The sequence below is a fragment of the Rathayibacter sp. PhB152 genome, assembly GCF_003751395.1.
Taxonomy (GTDB): domain Bacteria; phylum Actinomycetota; class Actinomycetes; order Actinomycetales; family Microbacteriaceae; genus Rathayibacter; species Rathayibacter festucae.
Window position 1 is genome coordinate 248699 of the sequence record NZ_RJUT01000006.1, and the last position, 20634, is coordinate 269332.

Genomic DNA, 20634 nt, shown 5'->3' on the forward strand with positions numbered 1-20634 from the left:
CCTGCGGACGAGGGGCTGGCGGATCAGTCCGCGACGTGGAGGGAGATGCCGTCGCCGACCTCGGGCGTCGTCTCGTCGGCGACGAGCTCGGTCCAGCGGCGCAGCACGGCGGCGCCGGCCTCGTCGTTGATCGCGCCGTCGACCACGAGGATCGGGTACGGCTTGTCCGGGACGCCCTCCGCGGGGCGGACGTCCACGTGGGCGACGTCGTAGGCGTGCTCGGAGAGCCAGTCGGCCATCGCGTAGTCGCTGCGGGAGTCGCCGACCGTGCGCCAGCGCTGCGGGATCGGGCCGGTGGCGCCGAGCAGCTCGACGGCGCGCTGGGCGCCGAGGTCCTTGCCGAGGCGGTTGGACTCGATGTCGGTGGAGATCACGGTCGGGTCGATGCGGTACTCGACGGCGCCGGTGTCGTTCGGGTAGCGGATGCCGCGGCGCTCGACGCCGAGGCCGGCCGCGGTCATGATCTGCAGGGCGTCGGCGTCGAAGACGAGCTGTCGCTCGAGGTAGTCCTCGCTGGAGAGGTCGACGAGCTGCTCGGCCGAGACCATCGCGCGCTTGGTCTCGTCGAAGAAGACCAGGTCGTCGTAGTCCTCGCGGATCATCCGCTCGAGGTCGCGGGCGACCGCCTCCGGGATCGCGAGCGACTCGTCGACGATCGGCTCGGAGGTGCCGCGGTAGTCGACGGTGAACCAGACGGCGCCCTTCTCGCAGACGCAGACGATCCGCGCGTCGGCCGAGACGCCGCGCTCGAGGAGCGGCGGCAGCACGCGCTCGCGCAGGAACGCGTCGGAGCGGCCGGTGTTGAAGACGAGCGGGATGCCGGCGTTCGCGAGCGCGACGAGGTCGTCGGCGATCGAGTCGATGGCGATCGTGCGGCTGATCGGGCTGGCGATCGGGCCGTCGACGTCGAGGAGCAGGCCGAGCGGAGGCGGGGTGGAGGTCATCGTCTCCATTCTGCCGTGCGGGCGCGTCCGGCCGTCCCCGCGAGATGCCACTTGTGCACGCTTTCCTCGGCGTGTCGCGTGCACAAGTGGCATCTCGCGGCGGGGAGGAGGTCAGTCCGTGGGGAGGACGAGGGTGCGTTGCGTGAGGGTTCCGTCGGGGGACTCGACGGCGAGGGTGATCAGGGTCTCGGCGTCGCGGCAGGGGACGGAGAGGGCGGAGTAGCCGGTCGCGCTGAGGTCGACGGGGGTGCCGGACTGCGCGTCGGTGGTGCCGACGGCGAGGCGGGCGGAGACACCGCCCTCGGTCTGCCAGGAGAGCGCGACGGGGACGGAGGCGGTGCGGTCGCCGGCGCAGTCGATCGTCGCGGGCGAGGCGGTGAAGGAGAGGACGGCGGCCGCGGCGGTGGTGGAGCCGGGGGCGGCCGAGGCGACGACGCCCTCGGTCGGCGAGGTCTCGGTCGTGGAGGTCTCCGTCGGGGCATCGGTGGCCGTCGGTTCCGTCGCGGTCTGCGTGGACTCGGCCTCGGTGGGCGCGGTCGACGGGGCGGCGGCGGCCGAGGCGGAGGGGGCGACCGGGGTGGAGGTCGGAGCTCCGGCGCCGTCGGCGGGGCGGACGAGGAGGACGATCGCGACGATCACGGCGACGAGACCGAGGACGGCCAGGACGATACCGAGGGTGCGGGCGGTACGGGGCGGCATCGGGACTCCTCGGTGGTGCGGGTGCGGTGGTGCTGTCGTGCGGTGGTGCTCTGGTGAGGTGGTGCTCTCCTGCAGTGGTGCAGGGGAGGAGCGGCGGGAGGGCCGGCGGATCGTGCTCGCCGGCCCTCCCGCGACGGAGGCTACGCCTCCTCGGCCTCGCGGCGGCTGCGGGCGATCAGCAGGGCGCCGAGACCGAGCACGAGCGCACCTCCCGAGAGCAGCAGCCAGGGGCCGGTCTCGACTCCGGTCGAGGCGAGACCGCCGGTGCCCGGCTTCGCGACGGGAGCCGCGGTCGCCGTGGCGGTCGGCTCCGGAGCCGTGGTGGGCGCGGCCGTCGGCGTGGCGGTCGCGGTCGGCTCCGGAGTCGCGGAGGGCTCCGGGGTCACGGTCGGCTCCGGAGTCGCGGTCGGCTCAGGAGTCGCGGAGGGCTCCGGGGTCACGGTCGGCTCCGGAGTCGCGGTCGGCTCGGGAGTCGCCGTCGGTTCAGGCGTGGCCGTCGGCTCCGGAGTCGCGGTCGGCGTGGCCGTCGGCTCCGGGGTCCCCGGCAGCTCGACGGCCGCGCCCTCGGGCGCCACGGCGAGCAGCGCCCGGGCGACGTCGCTGAACGCGCCGACCGGGTGGTTGCGGAAGACCGGCGAGGTGCCGAAGAGGAAGCCCTCGGTGCCCGACTCCGTCGCGAACGAGACGGCCGAGGCCTGCCCGGCCGCGTCGCTCCGGGACTGCCCCTCGGACGCGACCCAGTGCCCGGCGACGAAGGTGTCCTCGGCGGCGTAGCTCTGCTCCACCGTCACGGACGCGTCGAAGCCCTCGAACCAGAGCGCCGGCGAGACGAAAGCGGTGTCCTGCGGGTGGTCGCCGAGGATCCCGTCGGCCGGGGTGTCGACCGAGACGATGCCGTTGGAGCCGCTCGTACCGGTCTGCGCGGTCAGCGTCGCGAGGCCGAAGTCGGTCGCGAAGGCCGCTCCCGCTCCGCCGCGGCCGACCACGTCGCCGCCCGCCGCGAGGAACTCCTCGACGGCGGTGCGGCCCGCGGCCTGCTCCGGGGTGAAGGACAGCGCGCGGCCCAGCAGCAGCACGTCCGCGTCGGTCAGGACGGTCTCGCCCGAGGCGAGCGTGTCCGCCGTGACGGCGACCGCGTCGGCGAAGCCGAGCTTGGCCAGCGCGTCGCGGTCCTCGTGCGAGCCGGAGTAGGCGACGCGGACGGCGGACAGCGCGGTGCCGTCCTCGTCCTCGATCCGCTCGGCCGTGGTCGCCGTGAAGTCGACGCCGAACTCGGCGGCGGCGGCCTTCGCGGCGGCGAGGCCGTCGGCGTCGGCGCGGAGGGCGATCGTGCCGTCGGCGAACTGCTCGAGTGCGACTCCGGCGCCCAGGAGCGCGTTCACCGCCTGGTACTCGAGGACGCCACGCGGCTCGAAGGCGAGGTAGCCGGCGTCGGCGGGGACGCTGCCGCTCGGCGCGACGGCGGTGACCGGCTCGAGCTCGACGGCGGGCATCGGGTCGAGCGTCGAGCCGACCGGGATCACGTCGGCGCCCCAGAGCAGCGAGAGGCTCCAGGCCGAGACGTCGTACATCTCGGGCACGCGGTCGGAGATGTCGGTGCCGTCGGCGAGCAGCACGTTCGCGAGGCCGCGGACGGGCTGGTGCATGTCGACGACGTAGGAGCCGGCGGCGTAGGTCGTGCCGCCCGCGGTCATCGCCGTGGTCGTGCGATCGACCTCGACGCCGTGCGCGAGCAGCTGCGCGACGAGGGTCTCGGCGTCGGACGAGGAGCGCTGCGCGTCACCGGCGGGGATGACGTAGGCGCGGGGGTACTCGGTCGTGTAAACGTCGGTCTCGTCCCAGATCTCGGTCCACTCGGTCGGCGTGCCGGCGGGCAGGTCCGACGGGGCGACGTCGGCGGGGATCTCGACGGCGGGGGCGCCGGTGACGCCGCGCTCGAAGATCTGCACCTGGTTGCTCAGCAGCGCGTCGCGATTGGCCTCGATGTAGTCGACCGAGGCGTCCATGACGATCCCGGCGACCTCGATGTCGATGTCCGCGTTGGCCTGGCCCTCGGCGATCTCCTCGGGCGTCTCGTTCGCCGTGCGGCCCAGCGGCAGCTCCACCGTGTTGGTGATCGCGCCCTGGAAGGCGACGTACTGCGGCGCGAAGATCGGAGGCCAGTCGTCCCAGCCCGCGCGGATGTCGCGGTAGGGGATCAGGATCTGGCCGGTGTTCTCGGTCGTGACGCTGCCGTCGGCGGCCTTGTAGGTGTTGCCGGGCACGTCCGCCTCGACGACGCGGCGCTCGATCTCGAGCGCGGTCGCGTAGGCGTGCGGCAGGAACAGGTCGTACTCGTAGTTCTCGCCGTGCGGCGGGCCGCAGGGCTCGACCTGGAGGATGCCGGTGTAGCCGTGGATGTCGATGAAGTAGGTCGGCTGCAGGACGCTGGAGAGGTCGCGGATGACGGCCGCCTCGTTGGTCGCGCCGGTGATCATGTCGCGGTTGGGGTCGTAGCCGGCCGCGACGGCGCGCTGGCCGAGGGCCCGGCCGTCGGGGTTGTTGGTGACGGTGAAGTAGAGGCGGTTGCCCTCGAGGAGCGCCTCGGTCTCGGCGTCCTCGGCGGTGGCCACCTTCTCGATGTAGTTCAGGATCGCGTCGGATCCCTCCCACTCGTTGCCGTGGATGTTGCCGTTGAACCAGGTCGGCACCTTGTACTCGGCCATCAGCTCGGCGTCGGCGGCGGCCGCCTCCGGCTCGTTCTTCAGGCGGTCGCGCCACTCGGCCTGCTGCGCGGTCTCGGCGGCGGTCTCGGGAGCGGTGACGGTGACCAGGTAGATGTCGCGGCCGAGGCCGGACTTCCCGACCACCTGGGTCGAGACGCGGTCGGAGCGCTCGGCGAGGTCGTTGAGCGCCGGCGCAATCTGGTCGTACGGCGTGACGCCGCGGGTCAGCGAGGCGTCGGTCGGGTCGACCGCGACCTCGGTGAGGGCCTCCCGGTAGGGGTAGCTCGCGGGCTCGGTGATCGGCGCGGAGGCGGGGCGGACGAGGTCCACCCGCTCGAAGGCGGAGGGTGCGGCGGCGGTCGGTGTCGCGGTGGTGGTCGCTGTCGCGGCGGGCGCGATCAGCAGACCGCCGGCGGCGAGCGCGAGGGCCGCGCAGCCGGAGGTCAGGGCGGTGCGTGTTCTCAAGCGGAGATCTTTCGTGTCGGAGGTCGGCGCGGACGAGGCTCCGCGCTCGCTCCTGCGTCATCGACCTCGGAGCAACGTGTGAACCCTCTCAGGAACCTAGGCCACCCGTGTTTCCGGCACGTGTCACGCCCGGCCCCCGCCGCGAGATGCCACTTGTGCACGCGACACGCCGTGAAAGGCGTGCACAAGTGGCATCTCGCGGCGGGGATCAGCCAAGGCGGGGGTCAGAGGAAGAGCGAGAGGAGGAGGACCATGCCGAGGGCCAGGACCGAGGCGAGGGAGACGCCGACCGTCACCGACTTGAGGGCGCCGCGGACCGACTGGCCGAGGAAGCTCTGCAGCAGCCAGAAGGTGTTCGAGGTGACGTGGATGCAGAACAGCGCGCCGGAGCCGGCGGCGAGCGCGATCAGCAGCGGATCGAGTCCGAGGGTCGCGGCGACCGGGGCCACGACGCCCGCGGCGGTGATCGCCGAGAGGGTGACCGAGCCGACGGCGATGTGCAGCACGGCCGCCATCAGCCAGACCAGCAGCAGCGGCGCGGCGGCGTTCGCCGAGAAGTAGCCCTTGAGCAGCTCGCCGAGGTCGCCCTCCGCGATCACCGCCGCGAGCGCGCCGCCGACGCCGGTGAGCAGGAAGATCTGCCCGCCGTCCTGGAAGCCCTTGGCGACCGCCTTCTCCATCCGCGGAGTCCCGACGACGGAGCGGCCGACGAGGCCGGTCGCGATCACGGCGAGCAGCAGCGCGATCACCGGGTTGCCGAGGAACTGCAGCACCGGCACCTCCGCGCCCGCGACCGAGAGCACGGCCTGCGCGGCGATGAGCAGCAGCGCGAGGAGCATCGGGGCGAACAGCAGGAGCAGCGGGCGCTCGCGCGGGGCGTCGGCGTCGCGTGCGTCGGTGTCGCCGTCAGCAATGGAGCGACCGGCCGCGGAGCCACCGCCCGAGGACCGCCCGGACCCCTCCGACCCGGACCCGCCGACAGCCTCGCTCCCGGCCCGCTCCCCCGCCGGCACCGTCGCGAGCCCGGCGGTCTCGTCGCGCACGACGAGCTGCTCGTCGCGCGCCGGGTCCCAGAAGCCCAGGCGGAAGGCGAGCGACATCAGCAGGATCGTGACCACGACGGTCGGTGCGACCACCACGAAGCCGCCCAGCAGCATCACGCCGAGCGGCACCCCGAGCAGCCCGGCGAGCGCCACGGCCGCGAAGCCGGGCACCATCATCACGATGCCCATCTCGAGGCCGACGGCGAAGGTCACGGCGACGATGCCCGTGCCGGCGGGGCCGAGCCGCGGCGCGATCCGCCGGGCGAGCGGCGCCGCGATGACGATCAGGGCGTCGACGAAGATCGTCTGCAGATAGGTGGCGAAGGACAGCCCGAGCGCGTACGGGATGCCGCGCCTGCCGAAGACCCGCAGCAGCCCCTCGACGAGGCGGACGACGGCGCCCATCTCGTTGAGCATCGCGCCGATCAGCACGCCCCAGCCGATCAGGAGGCCCGCCTCCATCATCACCTCGCCGAAGCCGCGGGTCATGGTCGAGACGGTGTCGACGGGGCCGAGCCCGGTGAGCAGCCCGATCGCCGCGGCGCCCACGGCGAGCGCGAGCACCGGGTTGAAGCGGAAGCGGACGATCGCGACGACGACCACGACGATGACCAGGGCGACGACGCCGAGGGTGTACCACTCCGGCATGACGCCTCCTCCGCCCGCGGCGGCGCGGGCTCTCACACCCTAGGGGTGCGGAGGATCCGGCGCAGAACACCCGCGTCGCCACGCGGGTCTGCCGCGTGACGGGGTCCGCCCCATGGACTCCTGGCCACCGCGGTCCTACGGTGTGCGCATCGGCGATTCCCGTCGCCGCGGTCGGAGCCGCGGATCGTTCGACCCGCAGCACTGCTCTGCCCGCACCCCGAGTGCAAAGGAGCACCTCGTGAACAAACGCCTCCTCCTCACCGCGGCCGCCGCCGTCGCGGTCACGACTCTCGTCTCGGCCCCCGTCGCCCAGGCCTCCCCCTCCCCGCTGTCCTTCGTCTCCGTCACCGATCGAGCGACCGGACTCGTCTCGCCGCTCAGCTTCGCCGTCGACGCGGGCGGCACCGCCTACGTCGCGCAGAACTTCGCCGGAATGCTGACGAAGGTCGCTCCCTCCGGCGTGACCTCGACCCTGGTCAGCGCGCCCGGAACCGAGATCGGAGCCGTCTCGGTCCGCGGCTCCACCGTCTACTACAGCGAGGGCGTCCAGGAGGAGGGCGAGGCGCTGCTGCGGTCCGTGCCGACCGGCGGCGGAGCGCCGACGACCCTCGCCGACCTCGGCGCGTACGAGGCGAGCGCGAACCCCGACGCGGGCAACAGCTACGGCTTCCTCGGCCTGCCCGCCGAGTGCGCCGCCCAGGTGGACCCGGCGGTCGCCGGCCCCGCCTCCTACACCGGCCGGATCGACGTGCACCCCTACGCGTCGGCAGCGACCAGCGCCGGTGTCTACGTCGCCGACGCGGCGGGCAACGCGATCCTGAAGGTGACGCCGAACGGCGTCGTCTCGACCCTGGCGGTGCTGCCGACCACGGCGCCGATCACGATCACGGCGGAGCAGGCGGCGGCCTTCGGCTTCCCGGCCTGCACCGCTGGCTACCGCTACTCGTTCGAGCCCGTGCCGACCGATGTCGAGGTCGGCCCCGGCGGCTGGCTCTACGTGTCGACGCTGCCCGGCGGGCCGGAGGACGCCAGCCTCGGCGCCCGCGGCTCCGTGGTGAGGGTGAACCCGGCGACCGGGGAGATCCGCACGGTGGCCACCGGCCTGCTGAGCGCGACCGGCCTCGCGGTCGACCGCGTCACCGGCACGGTCGTGGTGACCGAGCTGTTCGGCGGCCCGGAGGGCACGGGACGCGTGGCGCTGATCCTGCCGCGCACCTCGACGCCGATCACCGGGCTCGCGGTCGTCTCGCCCGCAGCGATCGAGCTGCGCAACGGCGCTCTCTACGTCGCCCGGAACGCGTTCGTCCTCTCGCCGGAGGGCGCCCCGCAGCCGATCGGCACCTTGACGGTCGCCCGGCTGCGCGGCTTCGGAGCGGCGATGACCGCGGTCGACTGAGATCTGCTGCACTCCGCTGAAGTCCGCTGAGTCGCCGGGGAAGGCTCGTTCTCCCTGCCGGGAACGAGCCTTCTCGGGCGACTCGGGAGCTCCGGGCCTGCGCGACGGGGGCTCGGCGTCGTGCAGGAGGAGGGAATAGCGTGGCGGGATGGCACTGACGCTTCCCGAGCCCCGGCTCCCCTCGCTCCTCGACTCCCCGGTGCTGCGCTGGGGAGTCCTCGCCCCCGGCTCGATCGCCGGCACCTTCGTCGCGGCGCTGCAGAAGCACACCCGGCAGCGCGTGGTCGCGGTCGGCTCGCGCTCGCAGGAGCGCGCCGACGAGTTCGCCCGGCGCTTCGGCGTCGAGCGGGCCTCGGTCGGCTCCGACGCGGTCGTGAACGACCCCGAGGTCGACGTCGTCTACATCGCCTCGCCGAACTCGGAGCACGCGCGCCAGGCCCTGCGCGCGATCGCCGCGGGCAAGCACGTCCTCATCGAGAAGCCGTTCGCCACCACGGCGGGCGAGGCCGAGATGATCGTGCACGCGGCCCGCGACGCCGGCGTCTTCGCGATGGAGGCGATGTGGATGCGCTACCTGCCGCAGATGGACGTGGTGCGACAGCTCCTCGCGGACGGCGCGGTCGGCGCTCCCGCGCTGGTCTCCGCCGACTTCGGCGCGGCCTTCGCGTTCGACCCGGCCAGCCGCATCTTCGACCCGGCGCTCGCGGGCGGCGGACTCCTCGACGTGGGCGTCTACGCCTCGTCCTTCGTCTCGATGGTGGCCGGGGCGCCGCAGAGCACCGTCGTCGCCGGCGCGCTGACCTCGACCGGAGTGGACGCGATGGCGACGATCGTCGGCCGGCACGCGCACGGGATCCAGTCGGTCGCGACCTCGACCGTGCTGGCCGACACCCTGCACGCGGCGAGCGTCGCGGGCAGCGAGGGGCGGATCGACGTGCACCCGTCGTTCTGGACGCCGAGCGGCGTCACCCTGACCCGCGGCTCCGAGAGCGGCTCGTGGCGGGATGAGACCGGGCTGCAGGGCGGCGAGGGCCTCGCGTGGGAGGCCGTGCACCTCGCGCAGTACGTGGCGGAGGGGCGCACCGAGTCGCCGGTGCACCCGCTGGACGAGACGGTGCAGGTGGTGCGCACGCTCGACGAGGCGCGCCGCCGCCTGGGCGTCGAGGTCTGACGACGGCGGTTCGATCTGCAGGCGATCCGGCCACCGCGCGGCACTCCCCCGCGGAGGAGAGCGTGTTCCGGACGGCATCGCCTGCAGATCGAACCCGCCGCGTCAGCCCGCCGGCAGCTCCACCCGGAAGCTCGTACGCCCCGGCTCCGACTCGACCAGCACCCGCCCGCCGTGCGCGTCGACGACGGCCGCCACGATCGCCAGGCCCAGCCCGGTCGACCCGGTGGTCCGCGCCCGCGAGGAGTCGCCGCGGGCGAAGCGCTCGAACAGCACCGGCACCAGCGCCTCGTCGATCCCCGGACCGGAGTCGGTGACCGTCACCACCGCGATCGGCCGGCCGCGCTCGTCGCGGTCCTCGGCGAGCGCCGCGACGACGCGCGTGCCCGGCGGCGTGTGCACGGTGGCGTTCCGCAGCAGGTTCGCGACCACCTGATGCAGCCGGAAGCCGTCGCCGCGGATCTCGATCGGCTCCTCCGGCAGGTCGAGGTCCCACTCGTGGTCCGGTCCGGCGACGTGGGCGTCGGAGACGGCCTCGATCAGGACCATCGTCAGGTCGACCGGCTCCTTCTCGAGATCGCGGCCCTCGTCGAGGCGCGCGAGCAGGAGGAGGTCCTCGACCAGCGAGGTCATCCGGGTGGCGGCCGACTCGATCCGGTCGAGCGAGTAGCTCGCCGACTCCGACAGCTCGACGTCGCCGCGGCGGGGCAGCTCGGCGTAGCCGCGGATCGCCGCGAGCGGCGTGCGCAGCTCGTGCGAGGCGTCGGCGACGAACTGCCGGACCTTGTTCTCGCTGGCCTGGCGCGACTCCAGAGCACCGCCGACGTGGTCGAGCATGCGGTTGAAGGCGGCGCCCACCCGGCCGACCTCGGTGCGGACGTCGGCGTCCTCCTCCGGCACCCGCTCGATCAGCTCGACTTCGCCGCGCTCGAGCGGCAGCTCGGCGACGCGGGTCGCGGTGGCCTCCACCCGCTCGAGCGGCCGCAGCGCCACCCGGATGATCGCGGTCGCGATCAGGGCGACCAGCAGCATCGCGAGCAGGACGACGACGACCACCACGGTGGTCAGGGTCCGGAGCGTGTCCTCGGCCTCGCCGAGGGGCACTCCGACGATCACGACCGAGCCGTCGATCACGCGCGCCTCTGCGCGGTACTGGCCGAGGGCGTCGCCGAGATCGAGGGTGGTCGCGTCACCGGCGTCAGCGACCGCGGCGGCCAGCACGGAGTCGGCCGGGTCGGCGAACTCCTGGCAGGCCCCGGAGCTGTCGATGTACGCGCCGGTGTAGGCGCCGGACGCCCCGAGCACCGCGGTGATCGTCTGGGTGTCCTGATTCGGCCGCCCGGCGAAGTCGCCGCTCGGGCAGGTGGTCGCGCGCTCGATCGCGCTGGAGCCGGCGAACTGGCCCGGCCCGTCGAAGCCGGCCAGCCGGTCCAGCGACTCCGACAGCTGCGTCTCCGCGTTGTCGTAGAGGATGCCGCGCAGCGACAGCACGCTGACCGTCCCGACGATCCCCGCGATCACCGCGACCAGCGCGACGACGGCGACGACCATCCGGCGCCGCAGCGTCCAGGGCGCGCGTCGGGACGCGTTCGAGCGGCGCAGTGCCGACCGGGTCGCGAAATCGCCGAGTGTCGGCCGCAGCCGCCCGCCCCCGGTCGTCACTGCTCGGCGGGCTTCAGCAGGTAGCCGGCGCCGCGGACCGTGTGGATCATGGGCGAGCGCCCCGCGTCGATCTTCTTGCGGAGGTAGGAGATGTAGATCTCGACGACACTCGACTTGCCGCCGAAGTCGTAGGACCAGACGCGGTCGAGGATCTGCGCCTTGCTCAGCACGCGGCGGGGGTTCCGCATCAGGAAGCGCAGCAGCTCGAACTCGGTCGCGGTCAGCTCGATGTCGGTGCCGGCCCGGCGCACCTCGTGGCTGTCCTCGTTCAGGACGAGGTCGCCCACCACGACCTCGGGGTCGTCGGCGTCGTTGGCGAGCAGGGTGGAGCGGCGGATGAGCCCGCGCATCCGGGCGACGAGCTCCTCGAGCGAGAACGGCTTGGTGACATAGTCGTCGCCGCCGGCGGTGAGCCCGGCGATCCGGTCGTCGAGCGCGTCCTTGGCGGTGAGGAAGAGGACCGGGGTCTCGCTGCCGTCCGCGCGGATCCGCTGGAGCACCTGCAGCCCGTCGATGTCCGGCAGCATCACGTCGAGCACGATGACGTCGGGGCGGAACTCGCGGGTGATCGTGATCGCGGAGCGGCCCTCGGCGGCGGTGCGCACCTCCCAGCCCTCGTAGCGCAGCGCCATCTGCAGCAGATCGGTGAGGGTGCTCTCGTCGTCGACGACGAGGACGCGGATCGGCGTGCCGTCCGCTCGCTTGAGGCGGGTGCGCTGCGCGGAGGCGAGGTGCTTCGAGGGGGCCGGGGTGCTCATGTCTCCCTAGTATCAGGAGTTTCCTATGAGCGCGCTATGCCCGGACGATGGCCCGGCTGTGCGCGGCCGGAGAGGCGCGGAGACGACCATCGGCAGCACCAGCCACCTTCGTCCTGGAACAGGTAGTGAGGGAGAGGACCGCCGCCCCTCCTCCTGCTGGTCGAGTAGCCCCGCCAGGGCGTATCGAGACCCACCATCGTCACGAGGGCAGGTCTGCAGACTCGTCCTTCTGGTGCTGGCGGATCTCGATACACCCGCTCCGCGGGCTACTCGATCAGCATGGGGAACGGACGCGCGGCGCCCCTCTTCATGCTGGTCGAGTAGCCCCGCAGGGGCGTATCGAGACCCACCGTCATCCAACAGAACGGTCTGCAGACTCGTCTCCTGACGCGAGTGGATCTCGAGAGGCCCGCTCCGCGAGCTACTCGATCAGCATGGCTTCCCCGGATGTGCCGGGTGATCGTCGAGCGCAGACCCGTGCGCAGCCGGGCACAGCTCCCGTCAGCGACCCGCGTCCGGCGGCCGGTGACCCCTGGCGCGGCGTCTCGGCAGCGGCGCGGGTGGTCCACCCTCGACGAGCACGCGTGCGGCCGCGACTGCGGACGGCGCGGAGGGGAAAGACAGGCGCCGCGACGAGCCGGATCGACCCGGCGACTCCGAGTGATCGACCGGCCGGGTGATGCTCTCGAACATGGCCAGCATCGGCGCCAGATCGGACTGCTCCATCGCGGCGCGGCACGCGTCGTCGTTGACGGCACCTGTCGTCCTGCTCCAGTCGAGCTCCCATCCGGCGTCTCGGGCGATACGCGTCCAGAAGACGCGCTGCGCACGTCCGTTGCCCTCGTGGAACGGATGCGCGTAGTTCAACGCGTCGTAGAGCTCGGAGAGCTTCTCGATGAAGGGACCGCGTTCGAGGCCGCGGAGCATGTCCGCGTCGCGGAGCTGCAGAGCGACCCACCCGACGCCGGTCGGGACAGCGGACGCCGCCTGGAAGTGGGCGGCGCCGGCGATGTTCTTCGCCATGTCGACCGTGCGCAGCCGACCGGCCCACGGGTAGACGTCCTGGAACAGCTGTCGATGGATCGCCATCAGCTCATCGAGATCTCCCGTCGGCTGCGGAGGTCTCGCGAGCAGCTCGGCGAGGCGGGAAGACGAAAGGTCGGCCTCGGCGGAATCGAGGTCGACCTTTGTTCGACACCCGACGAGGTTGCGCAGCAGACCCGTGTCGGGATCGATGTACGGATCCACGTCGGACGAGTCGTACCGAGGTCAGACGAGGCCGTACCGAGCGCGCGTGCGCTCGACGAGCTCGGATTCGTCGATCTCGCCCGCGACGTAGTCGGCCGCGTCCTCGCGCCACTCCTCCGTGACCGCGAGACCCTCCATCGCCGCCGAGTGGACAGCGGTCTCGATCCGTTCGCGACGCACTCCGGAGGGTGCCGCTGCGACGCGCTCTGCGGTCTTCGTCACCATCGAGGGCCCCCTTCGTTCCCCGTGATTCTACCCGTCGACCGAGAAAGGTCGAGGGCAGGAGCCGGCGACTGCCGGACGCCGGCCCGGGCGAGCCCTAGCGCTTCGATCCCGGCGCCGGCTCGTCGGCCGGGTCCGCGTCGAACTCCTCCGGGTCGACGACCGCCGAGCGGGCGTAGCCGCGCACGCGCCGGTCGATGAAGGTCGCGAACCAGAGCAGCACGCCGATCACGAGCAGCACGCCCGCGATCTCGTACTGCGCGATGTCGCGGCCGGAGGTGATCGGCAGCACCAGGTAGAGGCAGGCGATCGCGCCGAGCACCGGCAGCACCGTCGGCGTCCGGAAGTGCTCGTGGTCGACCGGCTGGCGCCGCAGCACGAGCACCGCGACGTTCACCACCGCGAAGACCGCGAGCAGCAGCAGCGACGTGGTGCCGCCGAGCAGGACCGCGATCGGGTCGGACGGGTCGCGCGACACGTACGCGGTGAGCAGCAGCGCGAGGACGGTGGTGAACAGGATCGCCGCCCACGGCGTCCGTCGGCCGGCCAGCACGTTCTTCAGGAACGGCGGCAGCACGCCCTGCTTGCTCATCCCGTAGAGCAGGCGGCTGGCCATCATCATGTTGATCAGCGCGCTGTTCGCGACGGCGAAGAGCGAGATGAAGGGCAGCAGCGTCGAGATCGGGAAGTCCGGCGCGGCCGTCTCGACGACCGTCACGAGCGGGGTGTCGTTGCCGGCCAGCTCGCCGATCGGCACGATCGCGACGGCGAGCGTCGAGACCAGCACGTAGACGACGGCGGTGATGCCGAGACCGGTCAGCATCACCTTCGGGAAGATGCGGCTCGGATCCTTGGTCTCCTCGGCCATGTTGACCGAGTCCTCGAAGCCGACCATCGCGAAGAAGGCCAGCGAGGTGGCGGTGCTGATCGCGAGCAGGAGCGACTTGTCCTCCGGGGTCTCGAACGCGACGACCCGGGAGAAGTCGGCCTGGCCGCCGAAGACCGCGAAGAAGCAGACGAAGATCACCAGCAGCAGGCCCGACAGCTCGATCAGGGTGAGCACGACGTTGAGGCCGACGCTCTCCGCGACTCCGCGCAGATTCACCAGCGCGATGCAGACCATGAAGATCAGCGCGATGCTCAGCCGCGTGCCTGCGCCGTCGCCGAGGCCGAAGCCGATCGCGAAGTTGCTGGCGAACGCGCCGGAGGCGGCCGAGGCCGAGGTGATCCCGCTCGCCATCACGGTGAAGCAGACCAGGAAGGTGACGAAGTGGATCCCGAACGCCTTGTGCGCGTAGAGCGCGGCGCCGGCGGCCTGCGGGAACTTGGTCACCAGCTCGAGGTAGGAGCAGGCGGTGAGCGTCGCGACGACGAAGGCGATCACGAACGGCAGCCAGGCGGCACCGCCCACCTCCGAGGCGACCTGCCCGGTCAGCGCGTAGATGCCGGTGCCGAGGATGTCCCCCACCACGAAGAGGAGGAGGAGCTTGGGGCCGAGGACCCGCTTGAGCTCGGGAGGTGCCGTCTTCTCGCTGGTCGCCGTCATGATCGCGCCTCCATCGGTTCGTACCGGGTGGCGCGAGCCTAGGGCCGCGCGGGAGGCAGGGGGAAGCCCCGAGGACGGGAACGACGGCGGGAGAGCGTCCGGGAACGCAGAAGCGCCAGGATCCCGAACCGGTCCTGGCGCTCCTGTGGTGGTGCGATCACTGGGAACGACCGAGGTCGCCCCGCTCAGGTGATCGAGACCTAGATCGGGAGGCAGACCCCGACGAAGCCGGTCAGCGGGAAGGCGGAGAGACCGGTGAGGTTGGTGGCCGCGGCGTTGTTCCCCGTGTTGGTCTCCGTGTAGCCGGCGGGGACGCTGGCGAGGGAGAGCCGGAACTCGGCCACCGCGAAGACGCCGAGGACGCCGGTGATGTCGATGATCGCCGACGGGGTCGCCGTCGCGATGGTGAAGGTGATGGTGTTGTTGACGAGCACGCCGACGGTCGCACCCGTGGCCGAGACGCCCACATCGGCCAGGCGGGGGCTGGTCAGTGTGAAGGTCGTGCCGGCGGGGATGTTGCCGGTCGCCGCGGACACGGTGAAGCGCGGCACGACGCCGCCGATGGTGAGCGTCCGGCAGGCGCGCGAGACGACGATGTCGACGGTCGCGTTCGACGCGGCGGCGGCGGGCGTGGCCATCGCCACGGCGACGACCGGGACGCTCCACGCAGCGGTCTTGGCGAGAGTGCGGCGGGAGAGGGAGTTCTCGGGCACGGTTCCCCTTTCGAGGGCTGGGGTCGGAAGCCGTGCGTCGGAGGAGCCCCCCGCGTCCGGACAAGGGGAAACCTAGGGAGATGTCCTCCTCCGGACTACACGGATGCAGGAGAGCGAGAATGACTCGAACTGGACATGGCCAGGGAGCTGCTGGAGCGTCCGCTGGGAGCCCGAGCAGGGGATTCCGCGCCGTTCCGGGCGTCGGCGCCCCGACGTCCGGGTTCGCCCGTCGGCCGGGGCGCTGCGGGCGCGCGCGCCGGACCCCCGCGGCCTCTCGTCAGGTGGCGCGGAAGAGCGCACCGCTGTCGGCGAGGGACGGTTCCGTCGCCGGACCTGCCGCCGGCTCAGGCGTCGTCGAGGTCCTCCGCCGCGCGCCGCAGCCGCAGCAGCACCTGCAGCTCGAGCGCCCGAAGCAGCGGGACGCCGCGCGCGGCCTCCTCGGCGAGCACCGGTCCCAGCTCGCGCGCCGTCTGGTCGCGCAGCTCCTGCCGGCCGGTGCGGCTGAGCAGGACCGCGAAGACGCCGAGGTCGGCGGGGACGACGAGCACCAGCTGACCGCGGTGCACCGCGGAGGCGCCCCGCTCACCGAGGCGGAGCCCCGCGGCTCATCGGAGACCGATAGCCCGCCGCAACGGCACGGATAGCGCGCGTTCCTACTGTCGGGACGTCGAGCGGACCCCACCGCTCGGCCTCCCCGACCGAAGGACGCCATGTTCGCCACCTATCTCCGGCGAGAGCTGACCAACCGCCGCCGGCAGACGATGATCATCGCCGCCGGCATGGCGCTCGCCATCGCCCTCGTGATCCTCGTCACCTCGTTCTCCGCCGGAGTCCGCAGCGCCCAGGCCTCGGTCCTCGAGTCCGTCTACGGCGTCGGCACCGACATCACCGTCACCCAGGCCGCCGCCGCGCCGACGGAGGGCGAGGCCCCCGGCCAGCGCTTCGACTTCGGCTCCACCGACGGGACGACCGACGACGGCACCACCTCCGTCAGCCAGTCGCGCCTCGAGCCCGACCGAGGCACGACCACGTTCGACGCCTCGGCCGTCGCCACCGCGCAGGGCGTGACCGACGTCTCCGCCGCGATCGGCGTCCTCGCGCTGAACAACACGACCTTCAGCGGGCAGCTCCCCGACTCCGCCCAGCAGGGCGGCACCGACGGCGCGACGGGCCAGGGCACCGCAGGCACCGCTCCGGCGGCCGGTGAGGCGCCCGCGGGCGGCCCCGACGGCGCGGGCGGCTCCTCCTTCGGCGTCGACTCCTTCTCAGTGCTCGGCCTCGACCCGGCCGGCTCCGCGATCGGCCCCCTGGCCGACGTGAGCCTCACCGACGGCCGCACGTTCACCGCGGACGACGCGGGCCAGGACGTCGTCGTCGTGGACTCCTCCTACGCGACCACGGCCTCGCTGTCCGTCGGCTCGACCGTCGACATCGGCGGCACCGCCTTCAGCGTGATCGGCATCGTCACGACCGACTCGACCGACGCGAGCACCGCCTCCGACACCTACATCCCGCTCGACGTCGCCCAGACCCTCTCCGGCCAGGCCGGACTGATCTCCTCGGTCTACGTCCAGGCGGCCTCCTCCGAGGACATCTCCTCGATCCAGACCGCCCTGCAGACCGCGCTGCCCGACGCGACCGTCTCGACGCAGGCCGACCTCGCCTCGAGCGTCTCCGGCTCGCTCTCCACCGCGGGCAGCCTCGTGGCGAACCTCGGCACCTGGCTCTCACTGCTGGTCCTCGCCGCCGCGTTCCTGATCGCGATCCTGTTCACCGTCTCCGGCGTCACCCGGCGCACCCGCGAGTTCGGCACGCTCAAGGCGATCGGCTGGAGCAACGGCGCGATCGTCCGCCAGGTGGCCGGCGAGTCCGTCGTCCAGGGGCTGATCGGCGGCGCCGCGGGCATCGTCCTCGGGCTCGTCGGCGTCACGATCGTCAATCTGATCGCGCCCACGCTCTCGGGCACCTCCACCACCACCTCGGCGATGGGCGCCGGCGGTCCCGGCGGCGGCTTCGGCGGAGGCGGCCCCGGCGCCGCGCAGACCGCCGCGGCCACCGAGGTGGCGCTCTCGCTCCCCGTCACCGTGCCGGTGATCCTGCTCGCGGTCGGCCTCGCCGTCCTCGGCGGACTGCTCGCCGGTGCCCTCGGCGGCTGGCGCGCCTCGCGCCTGCGCCCCGCCGCCGCGCTCCGCTCGGTCGGCTGACCCCTTCGACTCCTCGACTCCTCGTCCCCGGAAGGACACCCGCATGTACACCCTCACGAACGTCACCAAGAGCTACGACGGAGCGAAGACGACGGTCACCGCGCTGAAGGACGTCACCCTCACGATCCCCGACGGGCAGATGGTCGCGATCCAGGGCCCGACCGGCGGCGGCAAGTCGACGCTGCTGCAGATGCTCGGCGCCCTCGACCGCCCCACCTCGGGCACCGTCGTCCTCGGCGAGCACGAGATCTCCTCGGCGGGCGACGCGCGCCTCGCCGCGATCCGGGCGCGGGAGGTGGGGATCGTCTTCCAGAGCTTCAATCTGATCCCGACGCTCACCGCGCTCGAGAACGTCGAGACGGCCCTCGCTCCCCAGCGCGTCTCCCGGGCGGAGCGGGCCGAGCGGGCGAAGGCGGCCCTCGCCTCCGTCGGCCTCGCCGACCGGCTCGACCACCTGCCCGCCGAGCTCTCCGGCGGTCAGCAGCAGCGCGTCGCCATCGCCCGCGCACTGGTCAAGAACCCGACGGTGCTCCTCGCCGACGAGCCGACCGGCGCCCTCGACGAGGACACCCGCGACGACATCATGACCCTGCTCGAGACCCTCTGGAAGGACCTCGGCCTCACCCTCGTCATCGTCACCCACGACTCCGCCGTCGCCCGCCGCGCCCAGCGCCGCCTGCACCTCAAGAACGGCCACGTCCGCGACGTCGCGTGAGCCCATGCTGATCGAGGAGCTGCATGCACCATGCAGCGCAGTCCTGCTGATCGAGTAGCCCGCGCAGCGGGCGTATCGAGATCCACCACCGTTCGAACAGCGGGTCTCGATACGCGCTGCGCGCTACTCGACCAGCAGAAAGCGCCTGCTCCTCGGTCGGCCGCGCCTCCCGCTGAGGCCCCGCCTCAGCCCGCGTGCTCCCGCAGGAACGCCAGCGCACGCGGCCACGCGTCCGTCGCCGCATCCGCCCGGTACATGCCCTCGTTCGCGTCGTTGAAGAACGCGTGCCCGGCTCCCGGATACACGACGATCTCCACGTCCTTGCCCGCGGTCGCCTCGCGGATCCCGGGGACCTGCGCCATCAGCGGTTCGTCCTGATCGCCATAGAAGGCGAGGACCGGCACGCGCAGCGAGCCGAGCTCCTCCGCCGAGGCCGTGTTGTGCCCGTAGAACGGCACGGCCGCGGCCAGGCGCGGCTCCGCGAGCGCGAGGGCCCAGCTGAAGGTCCCGCCGTAGCAGAAGCCGGTGACCGAGACGCTCGTCGTCCCCTCCTCGCGCAGGAGCCGCTCGACCAGCGCCCGGAGGATCGCGATCGTCCGCACCGCGTGCTGCGGCGTGAACACCGGGGCGAAGAACGTCCGCAGCTCCACCTGGCGCGGCAGCCGGCGGACCGGGTGGTCGTAGTCCGCGCGCTGCTCGCTCTCGAGCTGCTCGAGCAGCCCGCTGTCGGCGAGCAGCTCGGGCGCGACGACCCGGAAGCCCTCGGCCGCGTACCGGTCGGCGACCGAGCGGATGTGGCCGTCGACACCCCACACCTCGTGGATCAGGATCAGGACGCGCCCGCCCTCTCCGCTGCAGTACACCGGTACATCGTGGTCGGCCAGGGTCCAGGTCTCATCGCTCGTGGGCATCTGCGCACCCTAGCCCCGCGAGCCGGGAGCGCACCCCCTGGCGGACCTCCGGCACGCGGAACCTCGTCCGGCTCGCCGGAACGGCCGATTCCCGCGAGCCGGAGCCGATTCCGCGAGCCGGAGGTGCTCCGGAGGTGCTCCGGAGTCGCGGTCAGCCCGCCGCAAGCGCGAGCGGCGGCGCGACGAGGATCTCGTCCCACTCCCCCTCGGGACGCTCCCAGCGGAAGCCGTGCCGCTCGTAGAGCCGCCGGGCGGCGCTCCCCCGCAGCACGTCGAGGCGGAACGACCGGTCGGCGCGCCCGTCCTCGAGCATCACCCGCCGGAGGACCGCCCCGCCGATCCCCTGCCCCTGCGCGGCGGTCGCGAGGTAGAAGTGCTCGATCCAGACCGCGTCGTCCTCGAGGCGCGACGCGATGCAGCCGACGAGCCCGCCGTCCACCTCGATCACGCGGGTGTGCTCAGGCCGGTACCCGTCCAGGAACCGGTGCCGCACCCGGTGCTCGTCGTAGCGGTCGAGCCGCTCGAGATCGGGCCGCATCACCACGGCGCGCAGCTCGGCGATCACCGGGGCGTCGTCGAGCCGCCCCGCCCGGAGGCTCCAGCGCGGAACCCGGTCGGGCTCAGCGCCCACGGGGCTTCCGGGTCCGCCGCACCGCCGGCCGCGCGGTGCCGCCGGGGCGAGCCGGCTTCTTCTTCCCGCCGCCCGCCTTCTCGGCCTTCTCCCGCGCCTCGCGGGCCTTCGCCTTCGCCGCCTTCGCCCGCGACTCGACCTTCGGCGTCGCCGCTGTGCCGCGCGTGGTGTTCGCGCTGCGGCCGCGGACCACGCCGATGAAGTCCTCGACGTCGTCGGTCTTGTCCTCGGTCGCCCAGGCGAGCCGGACGCTCGTGGGCGCGACTCCGGTGACGGGGACGACCCGCACGTCCTTCCGGCTGTGCACGCGGGCGACGGACTGCGGCACGATCAGCACGCCGACCCCGGCCGCGACCTGCTCGACGGCGTCGTCGAGGCCGGCCATCCGCGGCAGCGCCCGGCGGGTGCCGTCCGCGATCTCCGCGGCGAGCGCCGCCCACTCCGGCACCGCCTCCGGCTCCTGCAGCAGGTGCTCGTCGGCGAGGTCGGCGACGTCCATCTCCTCGGCGTCGGCGAACGGGTGGTCCCGGGGCAGGATCGCGACGGGCTGCTCCTCGTAGAGCAGGATCGAGCTGACGGAGTCGCTACGCACGTCCCCGCGGACGAAGACGATCTGCGCGCGGCCGTCGCGCAGCACCTCCTCCTGCTCGCTCTCGGCGATCGGGAGCACACGGAGCCGCAGGTCGGGGCGGCGCTCGGACCAGACCCGGGTCCACTTGGTCGGCGTGACGCCGGGCACCAGCGCGATCAGAAGCGCGGGACCTTCGGGCTCGACGTCGTCGGGCTCGATGTCGTCCGGCTCGATGTCGTCCGGCTCGACGTCGACCATCTCCGGCGTCTCGAGGTCCGTCTCAGCGACATCGGCCCCGTCGTCCAGGCCGACCGCGTCCTCGCGGGGTGCCGGCTGCTCGCGGGGGTCCGGCTCGTCGCTCATCCGTCCAGGGTAGGTGCTGCGC

General features: G+C 72.8%; 18 protein-coding genes. 4 read left to right on the forward strand and 14 right to left on the reverse strand.

Translation table 11 applies throughout. From position 1 onward, the window contains the following. Nucleotides 1-23 precede the first annotated feature (23 nt). From EDF36_RS15525 to EDF36_RS15540, 4 genes are all read right to left on the reverse strand, one after another. Nucleotides 24-944 (reverse strand): hypothetical protein, encoded by a 921-nt coding sequence (locus tag EDF36_RS15525; RefSeq protein WP_185020007.1) that lies wholly within the window; start codon nt 942-944, stop codon nt 24-26. A gap of 111 nt (nt 945-1055) precedes the next feature. Beyond that, on the reverse strand, nt 1056-1643 hold the full coding sequence (locus tag EDF36_RS15530) for a hypothetical protein (protein ID WP_123733685.1): 588 nt from the start codon (nt 1641-1643) through the stop codon (nt 1056-1058). Between the two features lie 140 nt (nt 1644-1783). Continuing rightward, nucleotides 1784-4813 carry a M14 family zinc carboxypeptidase gene (locus tag EDF36_RS21970; RefSeq protein ID WP_123733686.1) on the reverse strand — a complete coding sequence of 1010 codons (3030 nt, stop codon included), beginning with the start codon at nt 4811-4813 and terminating at the stop codon, nt 1784-1786. A 224-nt stretch (nt 4814-5037) separates the two neighbouring features. Beyond that, nucleotides 5038-6504 carry a GntP family permease gene (locus EDF36_RS15540; RefSeq protein ID WP_123733687.1) on the reverse strand — a complete coding sequence of 489 codons (1467 nt, stop codon included), beginning with the start codon at nt 6502-6504 and terminating at the stop codon, nt 5038-5040. A 238-nt stretch (nt 6505-6742) separates the two neighbouring features. Here EDF36_RS15540 and EDF36_RS15545 point away from each other — a divergent pair, with 238 nt between their 5' ends. Both EDF36_RS15545 and EDF36_RS15550 read left to right on the forward strand, forming a co-directional pair. Further along, nucleotides 6743-7900 (forward strand): ScyD/ScyE family protein, encoded by a 1158-nt coding sequence (locus tag EDF36_RS15545; protein WP_185020505.1) that lies wholly within the window; start codon nt 6743-6745, stop codon nt 7898-7900. A gap of 148 nt (nt 7901-8048) precedes the next feature. Further along, on the forward strand, nt 8049-9071 hold the full coding sequence (locus tag EDF36_RS15550; RefSeq protein WP_123733689.1) for a Gfo/Idh/MocA family protein: 1023 nt from the start codon (nt 8049-8051) through the stop codon (nt 9069-9071). A gap of 102 nt (nt 9072-9173) precedes the next feature. Here the strand turns inward: EDF36_RS15550 and EDF36_RS15555 are convergent, their stop codons facing one another. From EDF36_RS15555 to EDF36_RS15585, 7 genes are all read right to left on the reverse strand, one after another. Further along, nucleotides 9174-10730, reverse strand: coding sequence for a cell wall metabolism sensor histidine kinase WalK (locus EDF36_RS15555; RefSeq protein WP_221181674.1), 1557 nt, complete (start codon nt 10728-10730; stop codon nt 9174-9176). Further along, on the reverse strand, nt 10727-11488 hold the full coding sequence (locus EDF36_RS15560; RefSeq protein WP_123447806.1) for a response regulator transcription factor: 762 nt from the start codon (nt 11486-11488) through the stop codon (nt 10727-10729). The genes EDF36_RS15555 and EDF36_RS15560 overlap by 4 nt, the downstream gene beginning before the upstream one ends. Before the next feature lie 501 nt (nt 11489-11989). Further along, nucleotides 11990-12736: a Fic family protein gene (locus EDF36_RS15565; protein ID WP_123733690.1), complete on the reverse strand. Its 747-nt coding sequence runs from the start codon at nt 12734-12736 to the stop codon at nt 11990-11992. Between the two features lie 21 nt (nt 12737-12757). Further along, complete coding sequence (locus EDF36_RS15570; protein WP_123733691.1) at nt 12758-12961, reverse strand: antitoxin VbhA family protein; 204 nt, start codon at nt 12959-12961, stop codon at nt 12758-12760. A 94-nt stretch (nt 12962-13055) separates the two neighbouring features. Further along, a complete protein-coding gene (locus EDF36_RS15575) occupies nt 13056-14504 on the reverse strand; it encodes an APC family permease (protein ID WP_123705284.1) in 1449 nt (482 codons plus the stop codon). A gap of 200 nt (nt 14505-14704) precedes the next feature. Beyond that, nucleotides 14705-15217 (reverse strand): hypothetical protein, encoded by a 513-nt coding sequence (locus tag EDF36_RS15580; RefSeq protein ID WP_123705285.1) that lies wholly within the window; start codon nt 15215-15217, stop codon nt 14705-14707. 344 nt (nt 15218-15561) lie between these two features. Then, a complete protein-coding gene (locus EDF36_RS15585) occupies nt 15562-15783 on the reverse strand; it encodes a hypothetical protein (protein ID WP_123705286.1) in 222 nt (73 codons plus the stop codon). A gap of 144 nt (nt 15784-15927) precedes the next feature. Here EDF36_RS15585 and EDF36_RS15590 point away from each other — a divergent pair, with 144 nt between their 5' ends. Together EDF36_RS15590 and EDF36_RS15595 are read left to right on the forward strand one after the other, a co-directional pair. Next, nucleotides 15928-17421, forward strand: a complete 1494-nt coding sequence (locus tag EDF36_RS15590; protein ID WP_123733692.1) for an ABC transporter permease — start codon at nt 15928-15930, stop codon at nt 17419-17421. Nucleotides 17422-17464: 43 nt separating this feature from the next. Then, nucleotides 17465-18136, forward strand: coding sequence for an ABC transporter ATP-binding protein (locus EDF36_RS15595; protein ID WP_123733693.1), 672 nt, complete (start codon nt 17465-17467; stop codon nt 18134-18136). A gap of 185 nt (nt 18137-18321) precedes the next feature. Here EDF36_RS15595 and EDF36_RS15600 read toward each other — a convergent pair whose 3' ends face one another. The 3 genes from EDF36_RS15600 to EDF36_RS15610 all read right to left on the reverse strand — a co-directional run bounded on the left by EDF36_RS15600 (nt 18322) and on the right by EDF36_RS15610 (nt 20612). After that, a complete protein-coding gene (locus EDF36_RS15600; RefSeq protein WP_123733694.1) occupies nt 18322-19047 on the reverse strand; it encodes a dienelactone hydrolase family protein in 726 nt (241 codons plus the stop codon). A gap of 151 nt (nt 19048-19198) precedes the next feature. Further along, nucleotides 19199-19678, reverse strand: a complete 480-nt coding sequence (locus tag EDF36_RS15605; RefSeq protein WP_260300743.1) for a GNAT family N-acetyltransferase — start codon at nt 19676-19678, stop codon at nt 19199-19201. Beyond that, nucleotides 19668-20612, reverse strand: a complete 945-nt coding sequence (locus EDF36_RS15610) for a LysR family substrate-binding domain-containing protein (RefSeq protein WP_185020506.1) — start codon at nt 20610-20612, stop codon at nt 19668-19670. Before EDF36_RS15610 ends, EDF36_RS15605 begins: the two co-directional genes overlap by 11 nt. Between the last annotated feature and the right edge of the window lie 22 nt (nt 20613-20634).

Bases quoted from the DNA above. Each gene is read 5' to 3' on its own strand.
- EDF36_RS15525 (WP_185020007.1), bottom strand. From the start codon at position 944: ATGACCTCCACCCCGCCTCCGCTCGGCCTGCTCCTCGACGTCGACGGC.
- EDF36_RS15530 (WP_123733685.1), bottom strand. From the start codon at position 1,643: ATGCCGCCCCGTACCGCCCGCACCCTCGGTATCGTCCTGGCCGTCCTC.
- EDF36_RS15540 (WP_123733687.1), bottom strand. From the start codon at position 6,504: ATGCCGGAGTGGTACACCCTCGGCGTCGTCGCCCTGGTCATCGTCGTG.
- EDF36_RS15550 (WP_123733689.1), top strand. From the start codon at position 8,049: ATGGCACTGACGCTTCCCGAGCCCCGGCTCCCCTCGCTCCTCGACTCC.
- EDF36_RS15560 (WP_123447806.1), bottom strand. From the start codon at position 11,488: ATGAGCACCCCGGCCCCCTCGAAGCACCTCGCCTCCGCGCAGCGCACC.
- EDF36_RS15570 (WP_123733691.1), bottom strand. From the start codon at position 12,961: ATGGTGACGAAGACCGCAGAGCGCGTCGCAGCGGCACCCTCCGGAGTG.
- EDF36_RS15575 (WP_123705284.1), bottom strand. From the start codon at position 14,504: ATGACGGCGACCAGCGAGAAGACGGCACCTCCCGAGCTCAAGCGGGTC.
- EDF36_RS15590 (WP_123733692.1), top strand. From the start codon at position 15,928: ATGTTCGCCACCTATCTCCGGCGAGAGCTGACCAACCGCCGCCGGCAG.
- EDF36_RS15595 (WP_123733693.1), top strand. From the start codon at position 17,465: ATGTACACCCTCACGAACGTCACCAAGAGCTACGACGGAGCGAAGACG.
- EDF36_RS15600 (WP_123733694.1), bottom strand. From the start codon at position 19,047: ATGCCCACGAGCGATGAGACCTGGACCCTGGCCGACCACGATGTACCG.
- EDF36_RS15610 (WP_185020506.1), bottom strand. From the start codon at position 20,612: ATGAGCGACGAGCCGGACCCCCGCGAGCAGCCGGCACCCCGCGAGGAC.